Source organism: Streptomyces sp. PA03-5A, assembly GCF_033792725.1.
Classification (GTDB): domain Bacteria; phylum Actinomycetota; class Actinomycetes; order Streptomycetales; family Streptomycetaceae; genus Actinacidiphila.
The window spans coordinates 99,652-125,654 of sequence record NZ_JARAVL010000032.1 but is presented as its reverse complement, the minus strand read 5'-3'; the positions used below and the strand labels follow the sequence as shown (position 1 = coordinate 125,654).

The following is a 26,003-nucleotide window of genomic DNA, read 5'->3' as shown; positions in this document are numbered from 1 at the left end:
GGCTGCACACCTACAATCACCACCGCGGACACACCGCGCTGAACGGCAAACCACCCGCCAGCCGCGTCCCCAACCTCACAAGGCAATACACCTAGGCCGCGTCGAGGTCCTGGTGGATCGCGCGGGAGACGCCCTCGACGGTGGCGATGCCGGAGGCCATCGTCGCGTCGCCGTCGGTGAGGACGGTGATGCTGTAGTCGTGCCCACCGCCGGTGAAGGCGCCCAGGCTGTGCACCCGCCAACCGTGGGTGGCGCGGGAGAGCCAACCGTTCTTGACGTGGACGACCGCGGAGTCCGGAGCGCCCGCGGGGGTGCCCCAGCGCTGGGAGGGGACGACCTCGTTCATCAGCTTGAGGGCGTAGGCGCGCGCGTTGTCGCCGAGCACGGCGTTCGGTGCCGTGAGCAGGTCCATCAGCTTCTGCTCATCCCCGGCGGTGATCTGGGTGAGACCCCAGGCCCCGGCGCCGCCCGGCACCGTGTGGCTCATCCCGGCGGCGGACAGGAAGTCGTTGACCTTGGCGACGCCGAGCTGCTTCCACAGCGCGGTCGTGGCGTCGTTGTCCGACTTCGTGATCATGGCGGTGGCGAGCCCGGCCTCACGGGAGGTGAGGTGGCGGTGGTGCTGCTGCACGTCCCGCAGCAGGGTCGCCAGGACGGTGACCTTGACCGTACTGGCGGAGTCGAAGTGCTGGTCCGCGCGGAGGGTGCACGACGTGCCGGTCGCGCGGTCGTGCACGGACACGGCCGTACGGGCGGTGCCGCCCTCCAGCGCCGACGTGATGTCCCGCTGCAGTTTCGCGGCCAGTCCGGGCGCCGCCGAGCTGCAGCTCACCTGGGGCGTCGCGGCGGCGGCCTCCGCCGTCGCGACTCCTGCCGCCACGGGGACCGCCACGCCTGCGAGGACCGCGGCGGCCAGGGCGCGCCGGGATATTCGGGTATGACCCATGTCACTCCGTCCATCGGGTTGCTGCCGGCCGGGCTGACTGCCCAGTGTGGGCGGACGGTTGGGCAGGACGGGATGTGACGTCGGCTACGTCCGGCCGGGGCGGCGAGGACCTCGGCAGGCGCTGCGCGGCCACGTCCCCGCGTGGCCGGACGGTTCACGGGGAAGCCTTCGGGGACCGTCGCGCGGCCGTGACGCGACGCCGTTCCGCACCGCGGTCTTGGCGTGCCCGATGCCCCAAGTGCGGTGACGCGACGCGCCGTTGTCGGCCGGCCGGCCAGGCGGAGGCGACCGCTGCAGGCCGTTGCCGCCACCCGGGAGGGCGACCGCCACTCTGGTCGCGGACGGCCTCCTGGGGGCGGTCCCGCATCGGGCCTCGCGGCCCCGCCCGAACCGTACCGATATGACCTGGATGTGATGAAGTTCGCACCCGTCCGCACAGAGGGACGACCGCGTCATCCCTCGGGGTGGTTGAGTTCGACGTCGAAGCCGTCCTGGTGGCCGGCCGTGGCGTCGTTGCCGACGGTGACCTGGGTGGCCACCGGCGGGTAGCCGCCGGCGACCAGCGCGTACTCGCCGGCGTCCAGGTCGCCGAAGGCGTAGGCCCCGTCGGTGCCGGTGGTGGCGGTGGCGGTGGCCAGCACGTTCCCGGCCGCGTCGATCAGGGTGACGCGGGCCTCCGGCAGTGGTGTGCGGGCGGTGCCGCCGAGGACGGTGCCCTGCAGGCGGGCTCCGGTGCGGAGCGGGACCTCGACGTGGGTGGGGCCGTTGCCGGCGACCTCGACCGGCAGTGCGGCCGGCCGGTAGCCGGTGGCGTTGACGGCCAGGGTGAAGTCGCCCGCGGGCAGGTCCTGGAAGCCGAAGGTGCCGTCCTGGCCGGTGCCGCCGGTGGCCAGGACCACGTCGTAGGGGACGGGCTCCTCGCCGACCACCACGGTGGACGCCTGCGGCTGGTGGCCGTCGGCGGCGGCGACGAGCACGTACGAGCCGGCGCCGGGCGCGGTCAGCGTGTAGCCGCCGTCGGCCCGGGTGGAGGCGCGGCCGAGCTGCCGGCCGGTGAGCGATATCAGGGTCGCGTCATCCAATGACAAACAAGTCGGATGAAGACACACATGACGGCGATGGCGGAGGTCGAGCCGTGGCACGCCGCCGGGTCGACGAGATCGCCGCCCGTGACGCCATTACCTCCGGCGTCATCGACCGGCCCGCACGGGCCCGGCAGGATCAAGGACGTCCGGCAGGACGGACACGGGACACCACTCACCACGACCCCAGGGAGCAGCCATGACCGCCTACGCCGTCGGCCACCTTCGTCCCGCGCAGCCCCACGAGGAGGTCTTCACCTACATGGAGCGCATCCAGGACACCCTGGACCCCTTCGGCGGCCGCTTCATCGTCCATGGCGCGACCGTGGAGGTCGTCGAGGGGCGGTGGCCCGGGACGATCGTCCTGATCGAGTTCCCGGACATGGACCGGGCGCGGGCCTGGTACGGGTCGAACCCCTACCAGGAGATCCTTCCGCTCCGCACCCGCCATCTCGACGGCGAGGTCATCCTCGTCGACGGCGTCGGACCCGGCTACGACGTCACCAGGACCGCCGCGCGGCTCAGGGAGGAAGCCACCCGGACGGGCGCGTTGCCGGCCTGACGGGCCGCAGGCCCGGCGGGCTCAGCCGCCGAACCGGCAGCCCGAGGTGTGGGAGGCGGCCTCACCGGCCGCCGCGGCCGCGTCGCCCGCGCGGACGGCGTCCAGCAGACGCGCGTGGTCCATGTAGTCCTCCGGGCGCAACGCGCGGCCGCCGAAGTGCTCCTTCAGCGAGTCCCTGACGACCTGGCCCAGGTCCGCGTAGAGCTCGGCCAGCACCTCGTTGTGCGAGGCGGCCACCACGGCGAGATGGAAGGCGCTGTCCGCGTCTACGAAGGCGTCCCGGTCACCCGAGGCCCAGGCGCGTTCCCGCTGGTCCAGCAGCGTGCCGAGGCGGGCGAGGTCGTCCTCCGTGCGGCGCGTCGCGGCCAGGCCGGCGGCGGCCGACTCCAGGGCGCCGCGCACCTCGGTCACGTCCCGCTGCCCGGCGTCCTCGAAGCGGCGCTGCATCACCCCGGCGAGCTCGCTGGTCGCCGCGACGTACGTGCCCGAGCCGTGGCGTATGTCCAGCAGCCCGTTGTGGGCGAGCGCGCGGACGGCCTCGCGGACGGTGTTGCGGGCCACCCCCAGTTGCCGGACGAGTTCCGGCTCGGTCGGGATGCGCGAGCCCACCGGCCAGGCCCCGGAGGTGATCTGGCGGCGCAGTCCGGACACGACCTGCTCGAAGAGACCGGAAGGACGCGGCACGGGACGTAGACTCATCCCATGATTATACGCCGGAGGGTCCCGAACCGGTCCGCGGAACGGCGGAACCCGGCACGGCCCGGTGCCCGCACCGGCGGCCTGGCGGTGGTGGCGCTGCTGCTGGTGGCGTTCAACCTCCGCCCCGCCGTCACGAGCCTCGGGCCCGTCCTGGCCGAAGCGCGCGCCGCCCTCGGGATGAGCGGTGCCGTCGCCGGGCTGCTCACCTCCGTGCCGGCGCTCTGCTTCGCCCTGGTCGGCTTCGCCGCTCCCGGGCTCGCCCGCCGGTACGGACCTTCGGCGGTCGTCGCGGCGGGCACGGCCGTGGTCGCCGTGGGGCTGGTGCTGCGGCCCCTCGCCGGGGGCACCGCGCTGTTCCTGGCGCTCAGCGCCTTCGCGCTCGCCGGGATCGCCGTGGCCAACGTGCTGCTGCCGGTGGTGGTCAAGCAGCGCTTCCCCGACCAGGTCGGCCGTATGACCGGCCTGTACTCCATGGCCCTCAACCTGGGCGCCTCGGTCGCGGCGGCCGCCACGGTGCCGCTGTCCGGGGCTTTCGGCGGTGACTGGCGGTGGGGGCTGGGCGCCTGGGGCGTGGTCGCCGCCGCCGCCGTGCCCCCGTGGCTCGTACTGGCGCGCATCCGTACGGCGGACCGGGCGCCGCAGCCCGCACCCGGGCCACCCGGCGCCGGGACCGGACTCGGTGTGCGGATGACCCGCTCCCCCACGGCATGGGCGCTGGCCGCGTACTTCGGCCTGCAGGCGGGGGCGGCCTACGTCGTCATCGGCTGGCTGCCCCAGGTGTTCCGGGACGCAGGGCTGTCGGCCGGGACCGCGGGCGTGCTGTTCGCCGTCACCTCACTGCTGGGCGTACCGCTGTCCTTCGCGCTCTCGGCCCTCGCGGGGAGGCTGCGGCGGCAGAGCGGCATCGCGGTCGTGCTCGGGGTGTTCGGGCTGGCCGGGTACGCGGGGCTGTGGGCGGCACCGGCTGCCGCGCCGTGGGTGTGGGCCGTGCTGCTGGGCGTCGCCAACTGCTCGTTCCCGCTGGCCCTGACGATGATCGGGTTGCGCGGCCGGAACAGCGCGACGGTGGTGCGGCTCTCCGCCTTCGCGCAGAGCGCCGGCTACCTGCTGTCGATCCCCGTCCCGTTCCTGGTCGGAGCGCTCTACGAGCACACCGGCGGCTGGCGGGTCCCGCTGGTCCTCATGGCCGCCTTGATGGTGGCGCAGCTGGCCGCGGGCCTGCTCGCGGGACGGGACCGTAACGTTGGCTGACCGCGACGCCGACCGCGGGGATCACCAGGGCAGTGCGCCGTCCGGGCCGGAGAAGGTGCCGGTGGGGCCGTCCGGGCCGAGGGTCGCCAGCCGGACGATCGCCTCGGCGCCCTCCCCCACGGTCCCGGTGCCCGTTCCGAACGGGTCCGCCCCGGTCAGCCCGGGCTCGGCGGCGTTGACACGCAGGCCGGGCAGGGCCTTGGCGTACTGCACCGTGAGCATGTTCAGCGCCGCCTTCGACGACGCGAACACCGGCAGGAGGATGCGGGCCTCCGGGCGGCCCGGGTCGGTGACCAGGCCGAACGAGCCGAACGCCGAGCTCACGTTGACGATGACGGGCGCCTCGGAGACCGCCAGCAGGGGCAGGAAGGCGTGTGTCATCCGCACCGCTCCGAAGACGTTGGTCTCGAAGACGTGGCGCATGACGGCCGCGGTGACCTCCTCGGCCCCGCGCACGCCCTCGAACGCCCCGGCGCCGTTGACCAGGACGTCGAGCCGGCCCTCCCGGCGGGTGAGGTCGGCCGCAGCCGCAGTGACGGAGGCGTCGTCGGTCACGTCGAGGGGGACGAAGTGGGCGCCGAGCTCGGCGGCGGCCGCGCGGCCGTGGCTCGCGTCGCGGCCGCCGACGTGCACGGTGTGCCCCAGCTCGATCAGCCGGCGGGCGGTCTCCCGGCCGAGGCCCCTGGTGCCTCCGGTGATCAGTGAGACGGTCATGGGTCTCCCCTGCGCTGTGCGGATCTTCTGTCGCCGCAGGGATCCGTACCGCGTACGGGTCCCGTCAACGCCGCTTCCCGGGGATCCGCCCTGTCGCTGGCGTTGACGACGCCCGGCGGGGTGGCGCCGGAGGAGCGCGGGGAGTGGGGCGGTGCGCGGGTTCGCGGGGGCGTCGCTGGTCGCGGTACTGGCGGCGTGCGCGATGATCGGGCTCGGCCTCTGCCTCGCCCTGGTCCCGGTCCGTACGACGCGCTTCCTCAACGAGGCGTTCGCCGTGGTCCCGGCGATCGGCGGCCGGCACCGGCTCCTGCGCCTCGTCGCCCACGGCGATCGGCGTGGCCCTCGTCCTGTACGGCGTGTACTTCGCCGACCACGTCCCCGCGGGCGGCCGGATCCTGTGGCAGCACGTGGACACGAGCACGTACCACACGGAGGTAAAGGTGTTGAGGATCCCGCCGTGGCGCGTCCTTCCCCTGCTGGGACTGGCCGGGCTCTCCCTGGTCAACACCTCCAGGATGGTCGTACCGAGCCGGGCGGCCGTCCGGGGCCGGTAGGCCGGGAGCGGCAGGCCGGGACCGGCCGGCCCGGGCCAAAAGGACGGCGGCCACCGCGTGATCACCCGCGTGCCGGGGAGGAAGGGCTCAGGCCCCCGTCACTGCCCCACCCTGCCGTCGACGCACTCGCGCAACAGGTCGGCGTGCCCGCAGTGCCGGGCGTACTCCTCGATCCGGTGCACCAGCAGCCCCCTGACGGCGATCCCGTCCTTCCCCACACGCTCGCCCAGGTCCGGGTGCGCCGCGAGCGCCGCGTCGGTCGCTGCCTGCTCGCGTTCCAGATCGCGGTACGCGGCATCGACCACGGCCTGGTCGGCGACGGCGTCGTCGAAGTCCGCGTCCCGCCTGCCGTACAGCTTCGGCAGCGGTTCGCCGTCGCTGATCCAGTTGCGCCAGTCCCGTTCCACCTCGGCGAGGTGCCGGACGAGGCCGAGCAGCGACATCGTCGACGGTGGGACCGAACGACGGGCCAGTTGCTCCGGGTCCAGGTCCTGGCACTTCATCCGCAGGGTCATGCGGTAGCTCGTCAGGTAGTCCTGAAGGGTGGCGAGTTCACCCTCCGGACCGGGGCCTTCGCTGTCGCGGGGGTCGTCGTCCGGGTCGACCCACATGTCGGGGTAGACGGTTGCCCGGGTCCATCGTGGCGCTTGGTCGCTCATGCCCCGCATGGTGGTCCGTGACGGCCCGCTTCCGCCACCGAGTTTGTGCCGCCGGACGCCGGACGCCGGCCCTCAGCCGAGGTGCTCGGCGACGCCTTCGAACTGGACGGCCATGCCCGAGAGGGAGGCGGAGTCGACGTGGTCCATGACGCGCCTGCGCGCACTGGCCAGGAGCGACGGATAGGCGGCTTCCAGCCGTTCCAGGCCACCGGACGTCAACGTCGCCACGCTCCCCTCGCGCGTCCACCTCGTGCCGTCGCTTGGCCACCCAGCCGCGGGCCTTGGGGGAGTCGACGACCCGTGAGATACGGCTGGCCGACAGGCGGGTGAGCTCGGCCAGGTCGATCATCCGCAGTTCGCCGTCCCTGGCCTCCGACAGGAACATCAGCACCGAGTACTCGGACAGCGTCAGCCCGGTCGGCTTCAGAAGGTCGTCATCCAGAGCCTTCGGCAACGCGGTCATCACGCGCTGCAGGGCACGCCAGAAGCGCTCTTCGTCTGCGTCCAGGGGAGCATCCGCCGTCATGGCGCCAGCTTGACCCGCGGGTATACCGCCTACAGCCTCCCGTCACCAGGGCAGCGCGCCGCTGCGGTCGAAGTAGCCGCCGGTCGGGCCGTCGGAGCCGACGAGCGCCATGCGGACGATGACCTCGGCGCCCTCCTCGACCGACTGGAACCCGGTGTTGCCGTTCAGGTCGGTCTTGGTGAAGCCCGGCTCCACCGAGTTGATCCGGAAGTCCGGCAGCGCCTTCGCGTACTGGACGGTGATCATGTTCACGGCCAGCTTCGACGCCGGGTAGTCCAGGCCCGGGAACATGTGGGCGGGCTGGTCGGGGTCCGTGACGTGGTGCAGCGAGGCCAGGCCGCTGCTGACGTTGACCACGACCGGGGCTGGAGACTTCCGGAGCAGCGGCACGAACGCGTGGAGGACCCGCACGACGCCGAAGACGTTGGTGTCGAAGGTCGTCCTCATCGCGTCGGCGGTGGTCTCCACGGTGGGCACGACGCTGTTGTCCGGCCGGCGCACCTCGATGCCGGCGTTGTTGATCAGCACGTCCAGGCTGCCGCCGGCCTCGATCGTCCGCGCGGCGGCGGCGACCGACTCGTCGTCCGTCACGTCGAGCTGGACGAAGGACGCCCCCAGCCGCTCGGCGGCCAGTCGGCCCCGCTCGGCGTCGCGGGCGCCGATCCACACGGTGTGGCCCTCCCCGATCAGGCGCCGCGCCGTCTCGTACCCCAGCCCCTTGTTGGCTCCGGTGATCAGTGTCGTCGTCATGGTGTCGCTCCCGTCTCGGTGTTCGTTCTCCGACGCCTCCAGATTGCGGCGGGGCGGGGCGGGCAGGGAGTCGTCTCGTTTTCCTGGGACTCGCGGTACCGGGTTGCTCGCCGCTTGCGCCGCGGTCCGCGGGCTGTGACGAGGTCCACAGGCCACCGGACGCCGTACCGGACCCTCGAGTCCGGTACGGTCGGATGCATCCGGACCCAAGGGTCCACATAGCCCCTCCCCCGAAGGAGCACCTGGGATGACACGCGCCCGCATCAGCGAAGCCCTCCGGGCACTGGTCTTCGAGCCCGAGCCCGGCGTCGCACTGGACGAGGTCCTCGACCGGTACTACGCGCCCGACTACACCCACCGCAGCGACGGCGACGTCCTGACCCGCGAGGAGTTCGCGGCCATGGTCGCCGGCATCCGCCCCCGGATCACCGGCGGCACGGTGACCGTCATCGACGAGGTCGGCGACGGCACGACGTACGCCGAACGGCACGTCTTCCACCTCACCCTGGCCGACGGCTCCACCCAGCACCGCGAGATCGCGATCTTCGGCACCCACGCCGAGGACGGCCGCTTCTCGCACCTGAGCGAGACCGGCTTCGACCTCCCCGCCGAAGCCTGCTGACGCCCCCGACCACGCACCCCAGGAGCACACCATGCCCCGCCTGACCGACCCGGACCCGGCGTCCTTCCCCGACGACGTCCGTCAGTACCTGACGGCGCTGCCGCCGGACCCCATGGTCAAGATGATGTCCCACTCGGCCGGCACCGTAAAACCGTTCGTGGAGCTCGCCCGGGCCCAGTTCACCTCCCTGCGCCTCCCGGCCCGTTCACGCGAACTCGTGATCCTCACGGTCGCCGAGTACACCGACTGCGCCTTCGTCGCGGCCCAGCACGAACCCATGGCGCAGGCCGCAGGAGTCGACGAGCCGACCCGCCGGCTCATCCGGGCCCGGGACCTGGACAACCCCGCCATCCCCCTCCCCGACCGCGCCCTGCTCCGCCTCACCGCCGAAGTCGTGCGGCAGCCCCGCGTCAGCGACGAGGTGTTCGACCTGGCGCGGTCCTTCCTCAGTGAGCGCGAGTTGGTCGAGGTCCTTCAAGTGGCGGGCTACTACTGGTCGTTCGGCCGGATCGCCACCGTTCTGGACGTCGAGGTGACCAAGGTCTACGGCGACGAGGTCCTGGATGCCCCGACGGACGCCGACAGCGCCTGAGACGTCGATTCCCCGTGCACGCCCGGGGATACTTGCGGCGTGCTGCTGACATCGATCGCCGAGATGGCCGACGAGCCGCTCCTGCTGGAGCCGGCCGACCGCCGGGTCGAGTGGGAGACCAACACCTGGTGCCTGTCCGCGGAGGTGGACGACCGGCGGTCGGTCTCGGTGGCCGAGGTGGTCGACGCCTTCGAGCGGACCGCCGAAGGCATCCGGCGACGCGTCCACGCCACGGGTTTCGCCGGGGCGGCCACGTTCTACGTGTGGCACGACGAACAGGCCGGGCAACTCCGCTGCTCCACTGGGTCGGTGGCCGCGGACGAGCTGCCGTTCGGCGGTGCCTACGCGCCCTCCGGCGACCTCGAATCCATCGTCAAGGACTTCCTCAACGACCCGGAACCCGGCCTCGTCGCCTGGCCGGACCTTGACGTCGTGGGCGACCGGTCCGAACCACCGTCGCGCGAGGGGGAGGCGGCGCCTCTACCCGTATGGGTGAGCAGTGTCGGAACGGTCGCGCAATGATCCTCGCACACCGCCCCAACGTTTCGATCTGACCTCGGGAAAGGCCGGGTGCGGTACGATCACGCATGGCGTCATGGAAGTCAGCGCCTGTGCAACACCGTGCGGATTCCGGTCTGTCGTGCCTTCGCTGTCAATTCGGCCGCGCGTGTGTGCACCGACCCGCCGGGTGCGCCCGCTCCCAGGATCTCCAGAGCGCATTCTTCCGACCGTGCGCTACCGGCCGGCGTCGATCCGCACTGCCGGCGCGAGCCTCGCCCATCGGTCGTCGACCGGTGCGCAGGCCCTTTTTGGAGACGACGTGAAAATCCTCCCCGAGATTTCCCGCACCCTGAGTGAGTACCTCCTCATTCCGGGCCTGACCACGGAAGACTGCACGCCGGACAACGTGGACCTCGGGGCGCCCCTGGTGCGTCACCGGGTCGGCGAGGAGCCGGGGATCCGGGTCGCCACCCCCATGGTGAGCGCCATCATGCAGGCGGTGTCGTCACCGACGCTGGCGGTGGCGCTGGCGCAGGTCGGCGGGTTGTCGTTCATCCACCAGAACCAGCAGGTCGAGGACCAGGCCGCGGACGTGCGGACGGTGAAGCGGCACAAGGCCGGCTTCCGGACCAGCGACGTCACCGTGGCGTCGCAGACGCCTCTCGGCGAGGTGGCACGGCAGTTGGCCGACACCGAGCAGGGCGTGGCCGTGGTGACGGAGAACGGGGAACCGGACGGCGAGTTCCAGGGGATCATCAGCCTCGACGACTTCCACCTGGAACGTCACGGAACCTCCGAGGCCGCCGGCAACCGGATGCGGGGCCGTGACGATCTGGTCACCGCGCCGGCCTCGGTTTCGCTGTCCGAGGCGAACGAGCTGATCTGGCATCACCACCTGGACGTGCTGCCGCTGCTCGAGGACGGCCGGGTCGTCTCCTTGGTGCTCAAGAGGGACTACCAGGCCCACAAGACGTACCACCGCGCGAGCGTGGACGGCGAGAAGCGTCTGCGGGTGGGCGCCGGCATCAATTCCCGTGACTTCAAGGACCGTATTCCCGCCCTGCTGGAAGCCGGCGCGGATGTGCTGTGCCTGGACTCCTCCGACGGCTATTCCGTGTACCAGGCGAGGACCCTCGAATTCGCGCGGGAGACGTACGGTGACGACGTTTTCGTCGGTGCGGGGAACGTCGTCGACGGCCGGGCCTTCCGTTACCTGGCCGATGCGGGCGCGGCATTCGTGAAGGTCGGGATCGGCGGCGGGGCCATCTGCACCACCCGCGCGCAGAAGGGCATCGGCCGCGGGCAGGCCTCCGCACTGCTCGACGTGGTCGAGGCGCGCGACGCCTATGCCCAGGAGACCGGGGTGTACGTGCCGCTGTGCTGCGACGGGGGCCTGCTCAACGACTCGCACATGGCGATGGCGCTGGCGATGGGGGCGGACTTCATCATGCTCGGCCGCTACTTCGCCCGGCTCGACGAGAGCCCGTCGCCGAAGCTGCAGATCGGCGGCCAGTGGTACAAGGAGTACTGGGGTGAGGGCTCGCGGCGCGCGCAGAACGCGGCCCGCTACGGCCAGCGCGGCCAGATGGTCTTCGAAGAGGGCGTCGACGGCTACGTGCCCTACGCCGGCAGCCTGTACGACAACGTGGAACGGACCCGGGCCAAGCTCACCTCGACGATGATCAGCTGCGGGTCGACGAACCTGCGGGACTTCCACCGCGACGCGGTGCTCGTCCCGGTGTCCGCGGAGTCCTTCAAGCAGACCGGCGCCGAGGTGCAGTTGCGCCGGCCCGCCGTCCAGTCCGGAGAGTGATCCGACCGGCCCGTGCCCCGGCCCTCACCAGGGCCGGGGCACGGGCCGCTCTCACGCGGGCAGGGTGAAGAGCCGGTACGCGGACACCGTCGTGAAGCCGAGGCGCCGGTAGAGGGGCTCACCGGCCGGGCTGGCCATGAGGGCGGCGGAATGCATCCCGCGGTCGCGCCCCACGCGGAGGGCCGCGGCCGTGAGGGCGCCGCCGATTCCACGACGGCGGTGGGTCCCGGCGACGTGGACGAGGAAGATCCCCGCGTGGCCGTGGGCCGTGATCACCACGGTCGTGCCGACGATACGACCGCCGAGCACCGCGGCGATCCGCACGATGTCCGCGTTGTCGGGGCGCTGCGCCTCGATGCGCACCATGTCGGCCTCGAGGCCCGGCGGGACGCCCATGGAGGCGCTGTAGGTGCGGACGAACTCCGTGAGGCGGGCGGGCTCCTCGACCGTCTCGATCCGCAGGCCGTCCGGTCGCTCCCCGGCTTCGACGAGCCGGTCGAGCGACCGGACCATCACCGGGACGGAGCCGATTTCGGCGAGTCCGTGGCGGGCGAGCGCGGCCGCCGTTCCCTCGGGGTCGGGGCTGTCGGGGCCCACCCACCACCACCAGGGGACGTCGGCGAGCCGGGTCCGGACCGTGGCGGCCGCCCGCCCGGCCTCGTCCGGGGAATGGGTCCGGACCACGCCGTTGAACTGGGGGGTCGCGAGTCCGCTGCGGTAGTAGTCGAGGTCCCCCTCGCCGCGTTCCGCCTCGCCCCATCCGAGCAGGTACTGGCGGAAGTTGGCGGTCACCCGGGTGAGGTCCACACCGTCCCCGGGCACGGGCGTCTCCGCCGGAATTCGTCTGTCTGTCATCCTCGTTGCTTTCACCGTCAGGGTGCCGTGTGCCGGAGCACCCCGTTTTGTCGGACGTCGTGGGACCGGGGACCGGAGTCCTTCGCTCACCGCTCCGGCGCGGTCAGCCGGTCCCGGTTCTCCCCCGCCGAGGGGCGGGCGGAGGCGCTGAGACTGCCGAGCATCTGCAGGAGTTCCGCGCTGCGGCTGCCCGGCTCGGGATGGAACACCCCGAGGATGAGCCCGCCGCTCCCGCCGATGGTCAGCTTGTTCGACCGCAGTTCCAGGTCGCCGGCCTGCGGGTGCCTCAGGCGGGAGACCCGGCCCGTGTGCGGCGTCACGTCGTGGCGGGCCCACAGGTCACGGAAACGGTCGCTCCGCAGCGACAGGTCACCGACCAGCTCGGTCAGCCGGGGGTCGTCGACGTCCGGCCTCGCCAGGGCCCGCAGGATGGCCGCACCCACGCGTGTCATCGACTCCCAGTCCCTGCGCCGTTCACGTCGAAGAACCTGTTCTGCACCCAGGCGGGGTTGCCGCTTCATCCGTCGATCAGTTCGCGGATGCTCTGTGGCACCTGTTCCGGTCGCGGTGCCCGGCCGCGGGACCGTCTCCGGGCGGACGTGCGGTCTCCCTGAGCCTGCGTCAGGCCGATCAGGTGGTCGGCCGCGTCCTGGTCCAGGGTCAGCGCCCGGGCTACCGCGTCGAGCACCTGTGGTGACGGATTGCGGTCGCGTCCCTGTTCCAGCCGGAGGTAGTAGTCCGTGCTGATCCCGGCGAGCATCGCGACCTCTTCCCGTCGCAGACCCTCGACCCGACGCGTCCCTTGGGTGCCGATGCCGACGTCCTCCGGCCGGACCAGGCGCCTGCGCCCCCGCAGGAACTCACCCATCGCATTCGAAGCGTCCATACCGAGGACCGTAACCCCGTTCGGCGCGCACGTGCCTGGCCCCCTCGGTACCAGGCATGACGGGCCGAACGGCCCGCACGAGGCGTTCACCCCGGGGCAGCGGTGCCGTCACCGTCCGTAGCAGGTTGACGTCCGCAGCAGGTCGGGCGTGTGTCGGTGGGTCTCGGTAGCCTGAGTTGTGGTGCGGCCGTGAGCGGCAGGCGTCTCGCGGGCGCCCGGGGCGTCCCGGGACAGCCGGGATCGTCACCTTGCGTGACAGGACATGAGAATGGGCAATCCCTCCGAGGCTCCATACGGACGCCGCCCCTCAGGATCGTCCGGCGACGAGGACGTCGCCGGATTCGTCCTCGATGACGACGGCCTCGTCTCCGCGTGGAGCGCCGCCGCAGAACGGCTCTTCGGCTGCCGCGCCGCGGACGTCGTCGGACGCCCGGCAGCCGAGTTGTGGCCGGAGGCGTTCGCCGGGCCCCCGGGGCCTGCCGCCGGAGCACCCGGGCGGCCGTCCTCATCGGGCCGTCGCGCCGTGCTCACGCGCCGCCGTGACGGCGGCCCCCCCGACGTCGTCCTCCACATGTCGCCCTTGCTCGAGCCGGGAGGGCGCGACGGCGGGGGCACCGCGGTCGTCGCGGTCCCGGCAATCTCTTCGGCCCTCGCGGAGGGCGAGGCGATCCTGGAGGCCCTCTTCACCCAGGCGCCCATCGGCATCGCCGTGTACGACCGGAACCTGCGCTTCGTTCGGGTCAACGCCGCCCTGGAACGCATCCACGGGTTCCCCGCGGAGAAGGCCCTGGGCCGGCCCGTCAGCGAGGTCCTCCCCGGACTCGACGCCGCGGCGATCGAGCGCAGGCTCAAGGGGGTCCTGGAGAGCGGCCGGCCGGTCGTCAACGCCGTCCACCAAGGGCGCACCTCCGCCGACCCGCACCGGGACCACGTCTGGCACGTCTCCTCCGTCGTCCTGACGGCACCGGACGGCGACGTCCTCGGGGTCACCGATCTGATCATCGACATCACGGACCGCCACAGGACCCGGGAGCGTCTGGCGCTCCTCGACGAGGCCGCGATGCGCATCGGCACGACGCTGGACGTGCGGCGCACGGCGGAGGAACTCGTGGACGTGCTCGTTCCGAGGCTCGCCGACGTGGCGACGATCGACCTCCTCGACGACGTCATGGAGGGTGCGGAACCGGAGCCGATGGGCTCCGGGCCCGTCGCGCTGCGTTCCCTCGCCCGCACGGCCGTCGACCCGGACGTCATCAGCGGGCTCCGGAAACCCGGGGAGCTGCAGGACTATCCCCCCGACTCGCCGCACGTGCAGAGCCTCGCCGACGGCCGGCCGCGGCTGATCCCCGTCGTCGACCCCGGCGCCCCCTGGCTGCGGGACACCGCCGACCAGCGGGTCAAGGCGATGCTCAGGTACGGGATCGACTCCTTGATCCTCGCACCGCTGCGCGCGCGGGACGCGACCCTGGGCCTGGTGCACCTGTACCGGGGGCGCGGCACGGAACCCTTCGAACCCGACGACCTCGTCCTCGCCCAGGACATCGTCGCGCGCGCCGCCGTCTGCCTGGACAACGCCCGCCGCTACACCAACGAGCACACCGCCGCCCTCACCCTCCACGCGAGCATGCTGCCGCGCAGCGTCCCGGACCAGAGCGCGGTCGAGGTGGCGCAGCACTACCGGCCGTCGCGGGTGCACGCAGGCGTGAGCGGCGACTGGTTCGACGTGATCCCGCTGTCCGGTGCCAGGGTCGCCCTGGTCGTGGGCGCGGTGCCGGGCACGGGGTTCCAGGCGGCCGCGTGCATGGGGCACATCTGCTCCGCGATCCGCACGCTGGCCCAAGTGGACCTCACACCGGACGAGTTGCTCGGCCAGATCGACGACATGGTGCCGCGGCTCCTGGAGCGCGAACACGCCACCGGGTCCGCGCCCGTGGTGGAGGCGCTCAAGGGCTCGACCTGCCTGTACGCCGTCTACGACCCCGTCTCGCGGCGGTGCGTGATGGCCAGTGCCGGACATCCCCCGCCGGCCGTCGTCGGCCGGAGCGGGGACGTGGTGATCCCCGATGTGCCGGTCAACAACCCCCTCGGCCAGGGGGACCCGGTGTTCGAGCCGCTGGATCTGGAACTCGCCGAAGGCAGCACCCTGGTGTTCTCCAGCCACAGCCTCCAGCGCGCCACGGACACGTCCGAGACGCTCGCCGCCCGCCTCAGCACCGTCGTCGCCGACCGGGCCCGCCCGATCGAGGAGACGTGCCGTGCCATCTCCGACCTGGTCGCCGCCCAGCTCACGATGGAGGACGGCCTGGCCCTGCTGCTGGCCCGGACCCGCCCCCTCGACCCGGGGAAGCTGGCCACGTGGACCGTGCCCCCCGTCCCCGCGGCCGTCGGCGACATGCGCTCGCTGGTGCTGCGGCAGCTCGACCTGTGGGGGCTGGAACACCTGGCCTTCGCCACCGAACTCATCGTCAGCGAACTCATCACCAACGCCATCCGGCACGGGCACGACCCGATCCGGCTGCGCCTGATCCTCGACCGGACGCTCATCTGCGAGGTCAGCGACGCGGCGAGCACGTCGCCCCACATCCGCCGGGCGGCCACCACCGACGAGGGCGGACGCGGGCTCTTCCTGGTGGCGCAGTGCTCCCATCGCTGGGGCACCCGGTACGCGCTGGTCGGCAAGACCATCTGGGCCGAGCAGACCCTGGAGCCCGTTCCGGCCGCCTGAACACCGCTTCCCTGGGGGAACCCCACTGTGCACGCCCCCGGCCCCCGGTGGCAGTGCCCCGGCGGTCCTGGGAGCGGGGGGACCAGTCGCCTCGTCATGAAGGTGCCGGGTGGTCCCGGCACTCCCAGGAACACCAGTGCCTTCACCCCCGGACGGCGGGACAGCAGGCTGGGCACGGCCTACGGCTTCGTCGCGGGCTCCTGACGTGGGCAACGGCCGTGTCCGGCATGCCCCCGAGGCGAACGAAGGGTTTCCATGAAGATCGGGTTTGCGCTTCCGTACCTGCACAACGTGGCCCACCAGGTCGACCGGGCGGCCGAGTTCGCCCGGGAGGCGGAGAAGGCCGGTGCGGCAAGCCTGTGGGCGGGCGACCGGCACTTCGCCGCCGTGAACCCCACGATCGGGGCCACCGGCCCCGGCACCACGATCCCGGTGGAGTACCGGACCGCGGCCGACCCCTTCGTTCTGCTCGGTGTCGCGGCGGCCGCGACCGAGCAGGTGCAGTTGGGCACCAACGTCCTCATCGCGCCGGTCTACGCACCCGCACAGCTCGCCCGCAGTCTGACCACGATCGACCGGATCAGCGGCGGGCGGCTCATCCCCGGCTTCGGCGTCGGCTGGTCGCCCGAGGAATTCACGGCGGCGAACGTGGACTTCACCAAGCGCGGCGCCCGTACCGACGAGATGCTGGACGCACTCGAGCTGCTCTGGACCCGGGACCCGGTGGAGTACCACGGCCGCCACCTGGAGCTTCCGCTGCAGTACGCGCCGTTGAAGCCCGCGCAGAAGCCCCGCCCTCCCTTCTACCTCGGTGCGCCGAGCGGGGCCCCCGCCGCGCTCAAGCGCATCGGTGAACGTGCGGACGGCTGGCTGCCGGCGTGCGTCGTGCCCGTCTTCGTGGACGCCGACACGGTGCTGGCGCAGCGCGCCCTGATCAACGAGTTCGCCGGTGCGGCGGGACGCGACCCTTCGCTGCTGGACACGGTCATGCGGGTCAACGTCGTGGAGGGGACCCCGCTGACCCAGGTCGCCGACGCCATCAAGTCGCTCGCCGACCGGACGGGCATCCAGCACTTCATGGTGGAGTCCATGTCCCTCCCCCACGTCGACGCCTCGCTCGAACTCGTCACGGATCTGCTGGCGCTGGTCCGGCGCGGCTGATCCCACGCTCGTCCCGTCACCCTGCGCGATTCACCCGTTCGGCGGCCTCTCGGTCGCGGCTTCGGGGCGGGCGGCGTCTCATGAGCGTGACCGCATACGCGTTCGAGTGGGAGGTCGCCGATGTACGACATGCGCGCCGAACCCATAGCGACGGAAACCGGATCCGCCCAGTTGTGGCACGTACTCCGGCTTGACGGAAGCACCCTGTGCGGCCGTGCGCTCGCCGGCAGGCCCGTTCCGGCACCCGACGACGACTACCGCGACGAGTACTGCACCCCCTGCATGACGGCGGTCGCCACAGCGGCGTCCCGCAGCGGCAGGGTCCGCCCCATGGTCTGAATCCCCCACACCCCCCGGCCGACAGGGTTGGACCTGTCGGCCGCCCACCTTCCCTTTGATTGCGAACGCACGCATGGCACTTCGGTTAGACAACGTTGTCAGACCCCGATGCACGGCGCTCCCCGGAAGGGATTCACCTGCCCGGGACAGATGACGCCCTCTGCGTCGAAGACAGCGTGTACAGGATGCCGGTCACGGCCGGACCGGTCTCGCGGGACCGCGTCGCGGCCGCGGTGGGCCTCTCGACGGAGGCGTCCGAGCGAGCGCTCATGCCAGAAGGCACCGAGGCGGCCCTTGCCGTCAGGGGAAGTCCGGGCACTCCTCGGCGAAGCCTTGCGAGACGGGCTGCCATGCGCCGCGGTCCTCACGCACGCTCAGTCGATCCGCCTCCTCCGCGGTCTTGATCAGCTGGGCGGTGGTCAAGGGGACGGCCGCCGCGAAGACCCGCCCGAGGTGGTGGCAGTGCAGCAGCGGGCGGAGTTCCTCCGAGTACGGCTCATCGGCGACCGCGAAGAGATCGGGCAGGGTCCAGCCCAGCGGACCCGCTACGGCCGATAGCTGCTGCCGGCGGTGCGGACTCGGGTCCCAGCGCGACACCATCCGGTACAGCGTGCTGAGGGACAGTCCCATGAACGGCAGTTCACGGATGCCGAAGCCGCGATTGCGGATCAGCGCGCCGAACACGGCGGCGAACCCGGTCTCGGCGGGACGGCGGCCCGGCCACGCCGGCTGAACGAAGGGTCCTGGAGCGGTGACGCGGGGCAGTGAGCGGACGCATGCCTCCAGCGCGGCGAGCTGGGAGTGGTCGCAGTGACTGACGCGGTATGCGAACTGCCTCATGACCCTGGCGTCGCGCTCCGGGGGCAGGAGTTCCGTCGGCACCGGCCGGCCTGCGACAACGAGAAGGTCGGCGGCCGGTATGTCGAGTTCGGCGGCAAGTTCGGCGAGTCGCTGCGGGGCGGTGTCGGTTCCGCCCGCGGCGAGGCTGCCCAGGATGATGGCCCGTTCCATGTGAGGAAGGTAGCGGGTGGGCTGCCAGGACAGTCGGGGCCGCGGGAGTTCACGGTGGGGACTCGCCTTCGGCGATCGCCTGGGGCGTATCGACGCCCGCCAGGGCGACCCGGTCCGGCACCGGGAGCCGTCCGGGATGGCGGTGCCGACGTGGGCGCACCGGCGACGGTGCCGTGACCGCGAACGATCAGCGGCGTGGTGCGACGGCTGGGTGGCGACCGCGGCGGATGTCGCCCAGACGAGCTGAAGGTCGTGCCATGGTCTGTCAGTTGCCTGGCCTAGGGTCGCCCGCATGGCCGAGCCCTCCTTCCTGACCTCCGTCCGCGAGTCGTACGACACGGTCGCCGCCGATTACGTCGAACGCGTCCCGCCTCCAGACGCCATGGACCCGCTGTCACGCGCGATGCTGGCGGGATTTGCCGAACTGGTGCGGACGGCCGGTCTGGGGCCGGTCGCGGACCTGGGGTGCGGCCCCGGGCGCGTGACGGCGCACCTGGCCGGGCTGGGGGTGTCCGCCTTCGGCGTCGATCTGTCGCCGAAGATGGTCGGGCTGGCCCGGCACGCCTACCCGGACCTGCGGTTCACCGAGGGCTCGATGACCGCGCTGGAGATGGGGGACGACGAGCTCGGCGGCATCCTGGCCTGGTACTCCACCCATCACACGCCCCCGCAGTGGCTGCCGGATGTGTTCGCCGAGTTCCACCGCACGCTCGCGCCCGGCGGCTGCCTGCTCTGGGGAGACTACGTCGGCGATGAGCGACTGCAGCCGACCCACCGCTATGGCCGTCCGGTGTCCTACAAGTCGTACCTCCTGCCCCTGGACCGCATGGTCGACCTGCTGGAGCAGGCCGGACTCGTCGTCACCGCGAAACTGGAACAGCAGCCCGGCGGACGTGTGAACCGACCGCACGCCTGCCTCCTGGCCCGCAAGCCCGAAACGCCCTGACGGGGCTCGTCCGGGATGAGGGAACTCGGCGGCGCCAAGCACCTGATGGCCTTCCGGGACGACCGCTGCACGCGATCACCGACGCGTTCACCGCGGCCGGCTTCCGGATCGACGTCATCAGCGAACCGGCCCCACGAGGCCGAGCGGCGCGGCTTGCCTGCACGGTCGTTCCCCACCGGGGCCTGCGAACCGGCACCACCCGCATCCGCCGGCGGAGGTCGGCGCGCGCCATGGAGGCACCCAGTACTTGCGTACGCACACACTCACCGCAAGGAAACGGACTCCCGGGTCCGATACCATGGCCACCGGACCCAGGGGGCCGAGCCCCTCATCGAACCCAGACAGGCCAGCCGTCCCATGAGCCCTGCGCACCCGCCCGACCCGGAACGGCAGACGTCCACGTCACCGCGGCGGGCGGACGCCCGCCGCAACCACGAACGCGTGGTCGCCGCCGCGGTCGACGTCTTCCGCGAACGGGGCACCCTGGCCACCGTCCCCCAGATCGCGGCGCGGGCCCAGGTCGGCAAGGCGACCGTCTACCGGAGCTTCCCCACCAAGGAGGACCTGCTGGAGACGATCACCCGGCTGAGCCTGGAGGAGCTCGAACGGCGCACCGCAGCGGCCCGGGACGAGCCCGGCCCCGGCGAGGTCTTCCGCCGCCATGTGTGCGCACTCTTCGACGTCCTGGCCCACGACCGTCTGCTCGCCGAGCGCCTGGCGGACGGAGCGTCCCCGGCCGCCGTGTCGGTCCTGGAGTCGCTGACCGAGGCCATGGAGACCGCGCGTGCGGCGGGGACGCTGCGCGAGGACACCACGCCGCTGGATCTGCGGGTGCTCCTGTGCGGCGCGGCCCTGCAGCTGGTGCGGCTCGAGGAACGCGAACCGTCGGTCTGGCACCGCTACGCGGACATGGTGCTGCGGGCACTCTGCTGCTGACCGCCGCGGGACGCCCCAACGACCGTCCGGGGTACGGAGGCTGCCGCGGACGTGTTCGAGGAAGCGACGGGCGGCCTGGCCGGCCGCGTGTGCCCCGGGAGAGACGAGTCGACGCGGCGCCGCAACGGGAGCGCGGCCGCGGAGCATGAACTCGACGGGAAGTGCCGGCCCTCGGGTGCCAACGCGATCCCCACACCCGCGACGACCAGGCCGATGACCGGGGGCCATTCGCCGCAGCTTCAGCCGGTCCGGGTCCGGCGGTTCGAGGTCGAGCAGGTCGAACTCCGCCTCGTGCACGAACCGCAGGGCATCCAGGGCCCGGCCGACCCTGCTCACGTGTGGCCGCGCTGGCGGCGAGGGCCGTGCCGGATGCGTGGGCCATGCGGTCGGCGTCCTCGACCGGTAGCGCGTGCATCCGTGGATCTCCCCCTATCCATGCAGTGGCGGTTCCGACGCGGCAGGTGGCGCACCACCACCGACCCGGAAAGTCTGCGCGTTCTGTCAACCGATCTTCGCCGAACCGTGGTCTGAGAGGTGGAGGGGGCATGTGAGCCCCCGGTGCGTTCGTTTGACAGTCTGCAAGGAGTCTCATCCATGACCCGGATGAAGAAGTTAGCGGCGGCCACGATGACGGCGGCCCTTCTGGCAGGGGTGCCGGCAGTGGCCTACGCGGTGGCGCCGTCCACGGCGTCCACGGCGCCCACGGGAACGTCACAGGCCACCGCGGCCGCCGGCGCCCCCGCCACGAGGGGCGGGTGGGCGCGGGTCGTGTCGCCCGGTGAGCGCGTCAACGCGGCTCCCGGGGTGGTCCTGTGGCTCACCGAGGAGGGCAAGCACTGGTCCACGCCCGACCAGCCGGACCAGTTCCGCAGCGTGGTCGACGGCAACATCGATCCCACTCGGCCCAGCGTGAGCCTGCAAGCCGAGACGGTGGGCGACCGGTACTTCCTGTCCGGGGTGTACGTCACCCCGGACGACGCCGCCGACGCGGCCACCGTCAGGGTCGTCACCGGCCTCGGCACGGTCACCGGCAGCGTCGTCCGGCTGCCCGGACACCCCCGCTGGGGCGCCTGGTACGCCACCAGCCCGCTCCCTTCGTCCTTCCCGCAGCAGGGGAGCCCCTTCATACGCAGTGTCACCGTCTTCGACGCGGGCCACCGCCCCCTCGCCACCCTGGCCGTCGGCTGACGCCTGGCCACCGGCGGGGGACCCGGCACGATCCGGGTCCCCGCGTTCCCGGGCCCGCAGTCGCCGCATAAGGCGACGCCCCCCACCGGTCACCTGTTCCCCGACCAGAAAGTCCACCATGCGCATCAAGAACGCGGGCATCGTGCTCGCAGGCTGCACCGCGACGGCCGTCCTGGCCGCCTCCCCCGCCGGCGCCGCCACCTCATCCCTGCCCGCCCCTTCCGTCAGCGCCGTCCTGGCCGTGCAGAAGCAGGCGATGGCCAACGGCGCCCCGGGGGCGCTGACCCGTATCGACTCCGGCAGCACGAGCTACCGCATCTCCTCCGGCCAGGCGGACACCGTCGCCCACACCGCGATGGACGCCGACCGCCGGTTCCGGGTGGGCAGCGTCAGCAAGTCCTTCACCACGGTGGTGCTGATGCAACTGGTCGCCGAGGGGCGTATCGACCTGGACGCACCGGCGAACACCTACCTGGCCCAGCCGCTGCCGGACGACCGGATCACCGTGCGGCATCTGCTCAGCCACCGCAGCGGCCTGTGGGACTACACCAACGACATGTTCTACTTCACCGTCCCGGGCTTCGAATCGGTACGGAACAAGGTGTTCACCTACCAGGAACTGATCGACCTGTCGACGGCCCACCAGCCGACCAACGAGCCCGGCGCGGCCTACAGCTACTCCAACACCAACTTCGTCGTCCTGGGGCAACTCATCGAGCACGTCACCGGCGTGCCCATGGCCACCCAGTACCAGCAGCGCATCTTCGAGCCCCTGAACCTGAAGAACACCACCTACGTCCACCCGCAGACCACCATCTCCGGCTCCTACGCCCACGGTTACCTGCGCCCCGACGACACCACGCTGCCGCTGGTGGACTCCACCGAACAGACCGTCTCCTGGGCGCAGTCCGCCGGCGCGGTCATCTCCAACGCCAACGACCTCAACCGGTTCTTCTCCGCGCTGGTCTCCGGCACGCTCGTGCCCGCCGCCCAACTGCAGCAGATGATGACCATGGTCCCGGTCAACGCCGACGGCACCCAGTCCTACGGGCTGGGCCTGCGCGCCAGGAAGCTGTCCTGCGGCGTCACCGTGTACGGCCACACCGGCACCGTCCAGGGCTTCTACACCTACGCGTTCACCACCGCCGACGGCAAGCGCAGCATGACGTCCATGGCCAACACCTCCAACAACGGAACCGTCAACACCATCCTCGGCGGCACGCTGGAAGCCGCCTTCTGCGGCACCACCCCCGCCAAGGCCCTCACCGCCAAGTCCTCCGAGGGCGGGACGTTCACCGAGGACATAGCCCCGCAGGTCGTCCGCCGCTGACCGACCGCCGCGCTCCCGATCCCGGCGCCGTGTCCGGGATCGGGAGCCGCACACCTCGGTGGGGGCGGTACTACGCCTGCGGCACCACACCCTCGGCCGGCGACCGCGCGGCCCGCGGCGCCGGGTCGCCGGCCGCCTCCTCGGCACGGCTGAGCGCGGCGTTCCTGGTGTCGGGCATGAGGACGTAGGTGACGAGGGAGACCAGCGCACACGCCGAGACGTACCAGAAGAAGGCCGACTCGTGACCGGCGTCCTTGAACCACAGCGCCACGTACTCCGCGGTGCCGCCGAACAGGGCGTTGGCGATCGCGTACGGCAGCGCCACGCCCAGCGCCCGTACCCGGGTGGGGAACAGTTCGGCCTTCACGGCGGCGTTGATCGAGGTGTAGCCCGTGACGATCACCAGCGCGAGCAGCGAGAGGCCGAGCGCGGGCCAGTACGAGGAGGCCGAGCCGAGCGCCGTCATGATCGGGTAGGTGCCGAAGGTGCATCCCACGGCGAAGGTGATCAGCAGCGGCCGGCGGCCGATCCGGTCCGACAGCGCACCGGCCAGGGGCTGGAGCAGCGCGAAGACGAAGAGCGCGGTGAAACTGACCAGCGTCGCGGTGTTCTTGGCCATGCCGGCGCTGCCGATGAGGTACTTGGTGAGGTAGGTGGTGTAGGTGTAGTACGCGACGGTGCCGCCCAGGGTGAGCGCCATGACCAGCAGCGCCTGACGCCGGTGCTGCCACAGCAGCCGGAGCGAGCCGCGGGCGTCGTCCTGGGTGCCGGCCTCCTCGGCGAAGGCGTCGGTCTCCTGGAGCCTGCGCCGGATCCAGAAGACGACGAGGGCGAAGACCGCGCCCAGCAGGAAGGGCACGCGCCAGCCCCAGTCGTACAACTGGTCCGTGGTCAGCACGTGCTGGAGCGTGATCAGGATCGCCAGGCCCAGGAGCTGTCCCGCCGTCATCGACACGTACTGGAAGGACGAGCCGAGCCCGCGCCGATTGCGGGCCGACGCCTCGGTGAGGTAGGTCGCGCTGGCCGCGTACTCGCCGCCGATGCTCATGCCCTGCAGCAGCCGGGCGAGCAGCAGCACGAGTGCGCCGGCGTAGCCGGCCTGACCGTACGTCGGGGCGATCGCGATCAGCAGGGCGGCGACGGACATCATGGTGACGGTGAGGGTCAGCGCGCTCTTGCGGCCGTGCCGGTCGGCGGCGCGCCCCAGTACCCAGCCCCCGACGGGACGCATGAGGAAGCCGACCGCGAAGATGCCGGCGGTGTTCATCAGCTGGGTGGTCGGGTTGTCACCGGGGAAGAAGGAGTCGGCGAAGTAGAGGGCGAAGCTGGCGTAGACGAACCAGTCGTACCACTCGACGAGATTGCCCAGCGACCCTCCCACGAGGGCGAGGCGGCGCTTGCCGCGCTGCTCGGCGGACGGGGACGCGGGCATGGCGGAAGTCGGCGACATCGGCGGCTCCAGAGGGAAAGGCCCTGATGGGGGACGGGGCGAGGTGCCCAGAGCACGGGGTTCCGCGCCTCGCCCGGACAAGGTCCGGCGCCCAGATCTAACGTCCCGCCGAGAATCCGGGTCACGGATGCCGGGCCGCCCGGCTGCCCGGGGGCCCGTCGACGCGGTCGTGCTCGCGTACGTGGTGGTCGCCGCCGGGCTCGGGCGAGGGCTGGATCACCACCATGGCCGCGGGCTACGGAACGCCCGGCTCGAAGAGCACGTATCCGGCGTACGAGCCGGAGGCCAGCGCGGCGAACCCCAGCAGCGTGGCCCGCGCGGCGGGCCGGGTGCGGGCGAGGGCCGGCGCGGGCGGCACGAACAGCGGGAAAGCGGGCAGCAGGTAGCGCGAGACGTTGCCGAAGATCTGCTGCGTGCGGAGACATGCAGTCGGCGGTCGGCGAGCCGGCGCCGTACGGCCCGGCGCCGGCAGCGCGGGGCGCGGCGCCCGATCCCGAGGGCGCGCCCGCGTCGAGGCCGTTCGGCGGGAGGGCGTGGCGCGCCGGCCAGGCCATGGCCTCCGGGTCGGGCAGCAGGTCCGCGGAGTGCCGGATGGGCACCTTTCAGACCGGCAGCCCCTTGCGGGCGCGACGTTCCGAAGTACGGCGGCGGCGTTCGGCCGCGACGGCCCGCAGCCCCTCCTCGCGGCGCTTGTTGTACCCGGGGGGTTCCACCGTGAACAGGCACAGGCCGCACACGTAGCCGCCCTCGGGGCCCTCGATCACGGGTTCCAGGCAACGCTCGCAGTCCATCGTGCAGTCGTACCCCATCGCTACGGTCGCGGGCCAGCGGTTCCGGCGAGGTCGCGGACACCGGGGGACACCGCGCACGCCGTCAGAGCCTGACGCTGCGCCGGCTGACGGGGACGCCGTCACCGTCGACCCAGCCGAGGACCAGCCGGCGGAACTCCGTGTGGCTGATCATGCGGGTGGTGGTGTCGGCGGAGCCGCACTGGGCGCCGATCTCCCGGCCCTGGCCGCCGTCCTCACCGTCGTCGGTGGCGAGGTAGATGCAGCCCGGGTCGTCGACCTCCTTGGTGACGAGGGCGTCGACCTCCCAGCCGCGCCCGACCCGGTGGACGGTGATCAGGGCGTGGCCGACGCGCCCGGAGTCGTACACGGCGAGCCGTACGCTGCGGCCGCCGTCGCGGTGCGGCGTCCAGCCGTCCGCGGCCCGTACGGAGGGCGCCGCGGCCACGAGCATCGCCGTGGACAGGACGGACACAGCGACAGGGCGGACACGCACGACGGCCTCCAGGTCGGATGCGACGGCCACCGGTCGGCGGCCGCCCCCATCCAAACCCCCGGACCCCGCCCGGGCCCTGGCGCGGCACGCCAGGCGGGCCTGTGATCACTCCGCTGGCGGGTCCCCCGCCGAACGGGCCAGCAGCACGAGCGCGGCCGCTCCGGCCACGGCGGCTGCCGTGCCAGCGGAGCGGAAACCGTGCGAGGAGCGCCAGGACAGGACCGACCAGCGCGACCCGGCGGACAGCAGTGAGCCCACGCTCAGCCACGAACCGGTCGACAGCAGCGACAGGGCCGAACCGATGGACCCCGCGGACAGGGCGCTGCCGACCGAGCCGACGGACAGCACCGAGCCGACGGAACCGATGGAGAGCACGGAGCCCACCGAACCGATTGAGAGTACCGAGTCCTTGGACCACAGGGACAGGGCGGAGCCCCGGCAGGACGAACCCGGCTGCGGCGTGGAGGTTGTCTTCATGGTCCCCATCCTGCCGAACGCATCATCGTCCGGCAGGGTCTGATGTCACGTCAGGAGGGTGATCGCGCGTGAGCCGGTGCGGAGCGGGAAGGCGCGTGGTGAGGGGGCGAACGGAAGACGGACCGCGGAACAGACGGAGGCAGG

28 protein-coding genes and 3 pseudogenes are annotated in these 26,003 nt (G+C 72.1%); 14 read left to right on the top strand and 17 right to left on the bottom strand.

The annotated features are described in order from the left end of the window. Positions 1 to 91: 91 nt before the first annotated feature. On the bottom strand, positions 92 to 946 hold the full coding sequence (locus PV410_RS32915) for a serine hydrolase (protein WP_500329406.1): 855 nt from the start codon (positions 944 to 946) through the stop codon (positions 92 to 94). Between the two features lie 452 nt (positions 947 to 1,398). Then, positions 1,399 to 2,016, bottom strand: a pseudogene (locus PV410_RS32910) (carboxypeptidase regulatory-like domain-containing protein); the annotation flags it as partial. 211 nt (positions 2,017 to 2,227) lie between these two features. Between PV410_RS32910 and PV410_RS32905 the strand changes: the two are divergent. Continuing rightward, positions 2,228 to 2,590: a DUF1330 domain-containing protein gene (locus tag PV410_RS32905; protein ID WP_500329405.1), complete on the top strand. Its 363-nt coding sequence runs from the start codon at positions 2,228 to 2,230 to the stop codon at positions 2,588 to 2,590. A 21-nt stretch (positions 2,591 to 2,611) separates the two neighbouring features. On the opposite strand, the gene PV410_RS32900 is transcribed toward PV410_RS32905, so the two are convergent. Next, on the bottom strand, positions 2,612 to 3,289 hold the full coding sequence (locus tag PV410_RS32900; protein WP_500329404.1) for a FadR/GntR family transcriptional regulator: 678 nt from the start codon (positions 3,287 to 3,289) through the stop codon (positions 2,612 to 2,614). A gap of 3 nt (positions 3,290 to 3,292) precedes the next feature. On the opposite strand from PV410_RS32900, the gene PV410_RS32895 reads away from it, so the two are divergent. Next, positions 3,293 to 4,540, top strand: coding sequence for an MFS transporter (locus PV410_RS32895; protein ID WP_500329403.1), 1,248 nt, complete (start codon positions 3,293 to 3,295; stop codon positions 4,538 to 4,540). A gap of 21 nt (positions 4,541 to 4,561) precedes the next feature. On the opposite strand, the gene PV410_RS32890 is transcribed toward PV410_RS32895, so the two are convergent. Then, on the bottom strand, positions 4,562 to 5,254 hold the full coding sequence (locus PV410_RS32890) for an SDR family NAD(P)-dependent oxidoreductase (protein WP_500329402.1): 693 nt from the start codon (positions 5,252 to 5,254) through the stop codon (positions 4,562 to 4,564). A gap of 335 nt (positions 5,255 to 5,589) precedes the next feature. On the opposite strand from PV410_RS32890, the gene PV410_RS32885 reads away from it, so the two are divergent. Beyond that, a complete protein-coding gene (locus tag PV410_RS32885; RefSeq protein WP_500329401.1) occupies positions 5,590 to 5,808 on the top strand; it encodes a hypothetical protein in 219 nt (72 codons plus the stop codon). A gap of 98 nt (positions 5,809 to 5,906) precedes the next feature. Here PV410_RS32885 and PV410_RS32880 read toward each other — a convergent pair whose 3' ends face one another. The 4 genes and pseudogenes from PV410_RS32880 to PV410_RS32865 form a co-directional block, all read right to left on the bottom strand. Next, a complete protein-coding gene (locus tag PV410_RS32880) occupies positions 5,907 to 6,467 on the bottom strand; it encodes a mycothiol transferase (protein WP_500329400.1) in 561 nt (186 codons plus the stop codon). A 72-nt stretch (positions 6,468 to 6,539) separates the two neighbouring features. Then, positions 6,540 to 6,695: a hypothetical protein gene (locus PV410_RS32875; RefSeq protein ID WP_500329414.1), complete on the bottom strand. Its 156-nt coding sequence runs from the start codon at positions 6,693 to 6,695 to the stop codon at positions 6,540 to 6,542. A 67-nt stretch (positions 6,696 to 6,762) separates the two neighbouring features. Next, a pseudogene (locus tag PV410_RS32870) lies at positions 6,763 to 6,852 on the bottom strand (MarR family transcriptional regulator); the annotation flags it as partial. A gap of 183 nt (positions 6,853 to 7,035) precedes the next feature. Beyond that, complete coding sequence (locus PV410_RS32865; protein WP_500329399.1) at positions 7,036 to 7,743, bottom strand: SDR family oxidoreductase; 708 nt, start codon at positions 7,741 to 7,743, stop codon at positions 7,036 to 7,038. 247 nt (positions 7,744 to 7,990) lie between these two features. On the opposite strand from PV410_RS32865, the gene PV410_RS32860 reads away from it, so the two are divergent. The 4 genes from PV410_RS32860 (at position 7,991) to PV410_RS32845 (ending at position 11,271) form a co-directional block, all read left to right on the top strand. Beyond that, on the top strand, positions 7,991 to 8,365 hold the full coding sequence (locus PV410_RS32860) for a nuclear transport factor 2 family protein (protein WP_500329398.1): 375 nt from the start codon (positions 7,991 to 7,993) through the stop codon (positions 8,363 to 8,365). A gap of 31 nt (positions 8,366 to 8,396) precedes the next feature. Beyond that, positions 8,397 to 8,957: a carboxymuconolactone decarboxylase family protein gene (locus PV410_RS32855; protein WP_500329397.1), complete on the top strand. Its 561-nt coding sequence runs from the start codon at positions 8,397 to 8,399 to the stop codon at positions 8,955 to 8,957. A gap of 39 nt (positions 8,958 to 8,996) precedes the next feature. Then, entirely contained in the window at positions 8,997 to 9,479 is a 483-nt protein-coding gene (locus PV410_RS32850) for a hypothetical protein (protein WP_500329396.1), read from the top strand. 298 nt (positions 9,480 to 9,777) lie between these two features. Further along, entirely contained in the window at positions 9,778 to 11,271 is a 1,494-nt protein-coding gene (locus tag PV410_RS32845) for an IMP dehydrogenase (RefSeq protein ID WP_500329395.1), read from the top strand. 51 nt (positions 11,272 to 11,322) lie between these two features. On the opposite strand, the gene PV410_RS32840 is transcribed toward PV410_RS32845, so the two are convergent. The 3 genes from PV410_RS32840 to PV410_RS32830 form a co-directional block, all read right to left on the bottom strand. Beyond that, positions 11,323 to 12,126, bottom strand: coding sequence for a GNAT family N-acetyltransferase (locus PV410_RS32840; RefSeq protein ID WP_500329394.1), 804 nt, complete (start codon positions 12,124 to 12,126; stop codon positions 11,323 to 11,325). A gap of 86 nt (positions 12,127 to 12,212) precedes the next feature. Continuing rightward, positions 12,213 to 12,578 carry an MmyB family transcriptional regulator gene (locus tag PV410_RS32835; RefSeq protein ID WP_500329393.1) on the bottom strand — a complete coding sequence of 122 codons (366 nt, stop codon included), beginning with the start codon at positions 12,576 to 12,578 and terminating at the stop codon, positions 12,213 to 12,215. Positions 12,579 to 12,643: 65 nt separating this feature from the next. Then, positions 12,644 to 13,012: a helix-turn-helix domain-containing protein gene (locus PV410_RS32830; protein ID WP_500329392.1), complete on the bottom strand. Its 369-nt coding sequence runs from the start codon at positions 13,010 to 13,012 to the stop codon at positions 12,644 to 12,646. 268 nt (positions 13,013 to 13,280) lie between these two features. On the opposite strand from PV410_RS32830, the gene PV410_RS32825 reads away from it, so the two are divergent. The 3 genes from PV410_RS32825 to PV410_RS32815 all read left to right on the top strand — a co-directional run bounded on the left by PV410_RS32825 (position 13,281) and on the right by PV410_RS32815 (position 17,237). After that, positions 13,281 to 15,737 (top strand): SpoIIE family protein phosphatase, encoded by a 2,457-nt coding sequence (locus PV410_RS32825; protein WP_500329391.1) that lies wholly within the window; start codon positions 13,281 to 13,283, stop codon positions 15,735 to 15,737. 255 nt (positions 15,738 to 15,992) lie between these two features. Next, positions 15,993 to 16,898, top strand: coding sequence for a TIGR03619 family F420-dependent LLM class oxidoreductase (locus tag PV410_RS32820; RefSeq protein ID WP_500329390.1), 906 nt, complete (start codon positions 15,993 to 15,995; stop codon positions 16,896 to 16,898). A 120-nt stretch (positions 16,899 to 17,018) separates the two neighbouring features. Beyond that, positions 17,019 to 17,237 carry a hypothetical protein gene (locus tag PV410_RS32815; RefSeq protein WP_500329389.1) on the top strand — a complete coding sequence of 73 codons (219 nt, stop codon included), beginning with the start codon at positions 17,019 to 17,021 and terminating at the stop codon, positions 17,235 to 17,237. Positions 17,238 to 17,537: 300 nt separating this feature from the next. On the opposite strand, the gene PV410_RS32810 is transcribed toward PV410_RS32815, so the two are convergent. Beyond that, on the bottom strand, positions 17,538 to 18,248 hold the full coding sequence (locus PV410_RS32810) for a hypothetical protein (protein ID WP_500329388.1): 711 nt from the start codon (positions 18,246 to 18,248) through the stop codon (positions 17,538 to 17,540). A gap of 292 nt (positions 18,249 to 18,540) precedes the next feature. Between PV410_RS32810 and PV410_RS32805 the strand changes: the two genes are divergently transcribed. The 4 genes from PV410_RS32805 to PV410_RS32790 all read left to right on the top strand — a co-directional run bounded on the left by PV410_RS32805 (position 18,541) and on the right by PV410_RS32790 (position 22,648). Beyond that, positions 18,541 to 19,194 carry a class I SAM-dependent methyltransferase gene (locus tag PV410_RS32805; RefSeq protein ID WP_500329387.1) on the top strand — a complete coding sequence of 218 codons (654 nt, stop codon included), beginning with the start codon at positions 18,541 to 18,543 and terminating at the stop codon, positions 19,192 to 19,194. 357 nt (positions 19,195 to 19,551) lie between these two features. Next, a complete protein-coding gene (locus tag PV410_RS32800; RefSeq protein ID WP_500329386.1) occupies positions 19,552 to 20,130 on the top strand; it encodes a TetR/AcrR family transcriptional regulator in 579 nt (192 codons plus the stop codon). A 603-nt stretch (positions 20,131 to 20,733) separates the two neighbouring features. Continuing rightward, on the top strand, positions 20,734 to 21,318 hold the full coding sequence (locus PV410_RS32795) for a hypothetical protein (RefSeq protein ID WP_500329385.1): 585 nt from the start codon (positions 20,734 to 20,736) through the stop codon (positions 21,316 to 21,318). A gap of 118 nt (positions 21,319 to 21,436) precedes the next feature. Then, positions 21,437 to 22,648 carry a serine hydrolase domain-containing protein gene (locus tag PV410_RS32790; protein WP_500329384.1) on the top strand — a complete coding sequence of 404 codons (1,212 nt, stop codon included), beginning with the start codon at positions 21,437 to 21,439 and terminating at the stop codon, positions 22,646 to 22,648. Positions 22,649 to 22,718: 70 nt separating this feature from the next. On the opposite strand, the gene PV410_RS32785 is transcribed toward PV410_RS32790, so the two are convergent. From PV410_RS32785 to PV410_RS32765, 5 genes and pseudogenes are all read right to left on the bottom strand, one after another. Beyond that, positions 22,719 to 24,080, bottom strand: a complete 1,362-nt coding sequence (locus PV410_RS32785) for an MFS transporter (protein WP_500329413.1) — start codon at positions 24,078 to 24,080, stop codon at positions 22,719 to 22,721. A gap of 253 nt (positions 24,081 to 24,333) precedes the next feature. Beyond that, positions 24,334 to 24,519 (bottom strand): annotated as a pseudogene (locus PV410_RS32780) (hypothetical protein); the annotation flags it as partial. A 181-nt stretch (positions 24,520 to 24,700) separates the two neighbouring features. After that, a complete protein-coding gene (locus tag PV410_RS32775) occupies positions 24,701 to 24,889 on the bottom strand; it encodes a hypothetical protein (RefSeq protein ID WP_500329383.1) in 189 nt (62 codons plus the stop codon). Positions 24,890 to 24,971: 82 nt separating this feature from the next. Next, a complete protein-coding gene (locus PV410_RS32770; protein WP_500329382.1) occupies positions 24,972 to 25,382 on the bottom strand; it encodes a hypothetical protein in 411 nt (136 codons plus the stop codon). A 105-nt stretch (positions 25,383 to 25,487) separates the two neighbouring features. Continuing rightward, positions 25,488 to 25,859, bottom strand: a complete 372-nt coding sequence (locus tag PV410_RS32765) for a hypothetical protein (RefSeq protein ID WP_500329381.1) — start codon at positions 25,857 to 25,859, stop codon at positions 25,488 to 25,490. Between the last annotated feature and the right edge of the window lie 144 nt (positions 25,860 to 26,003).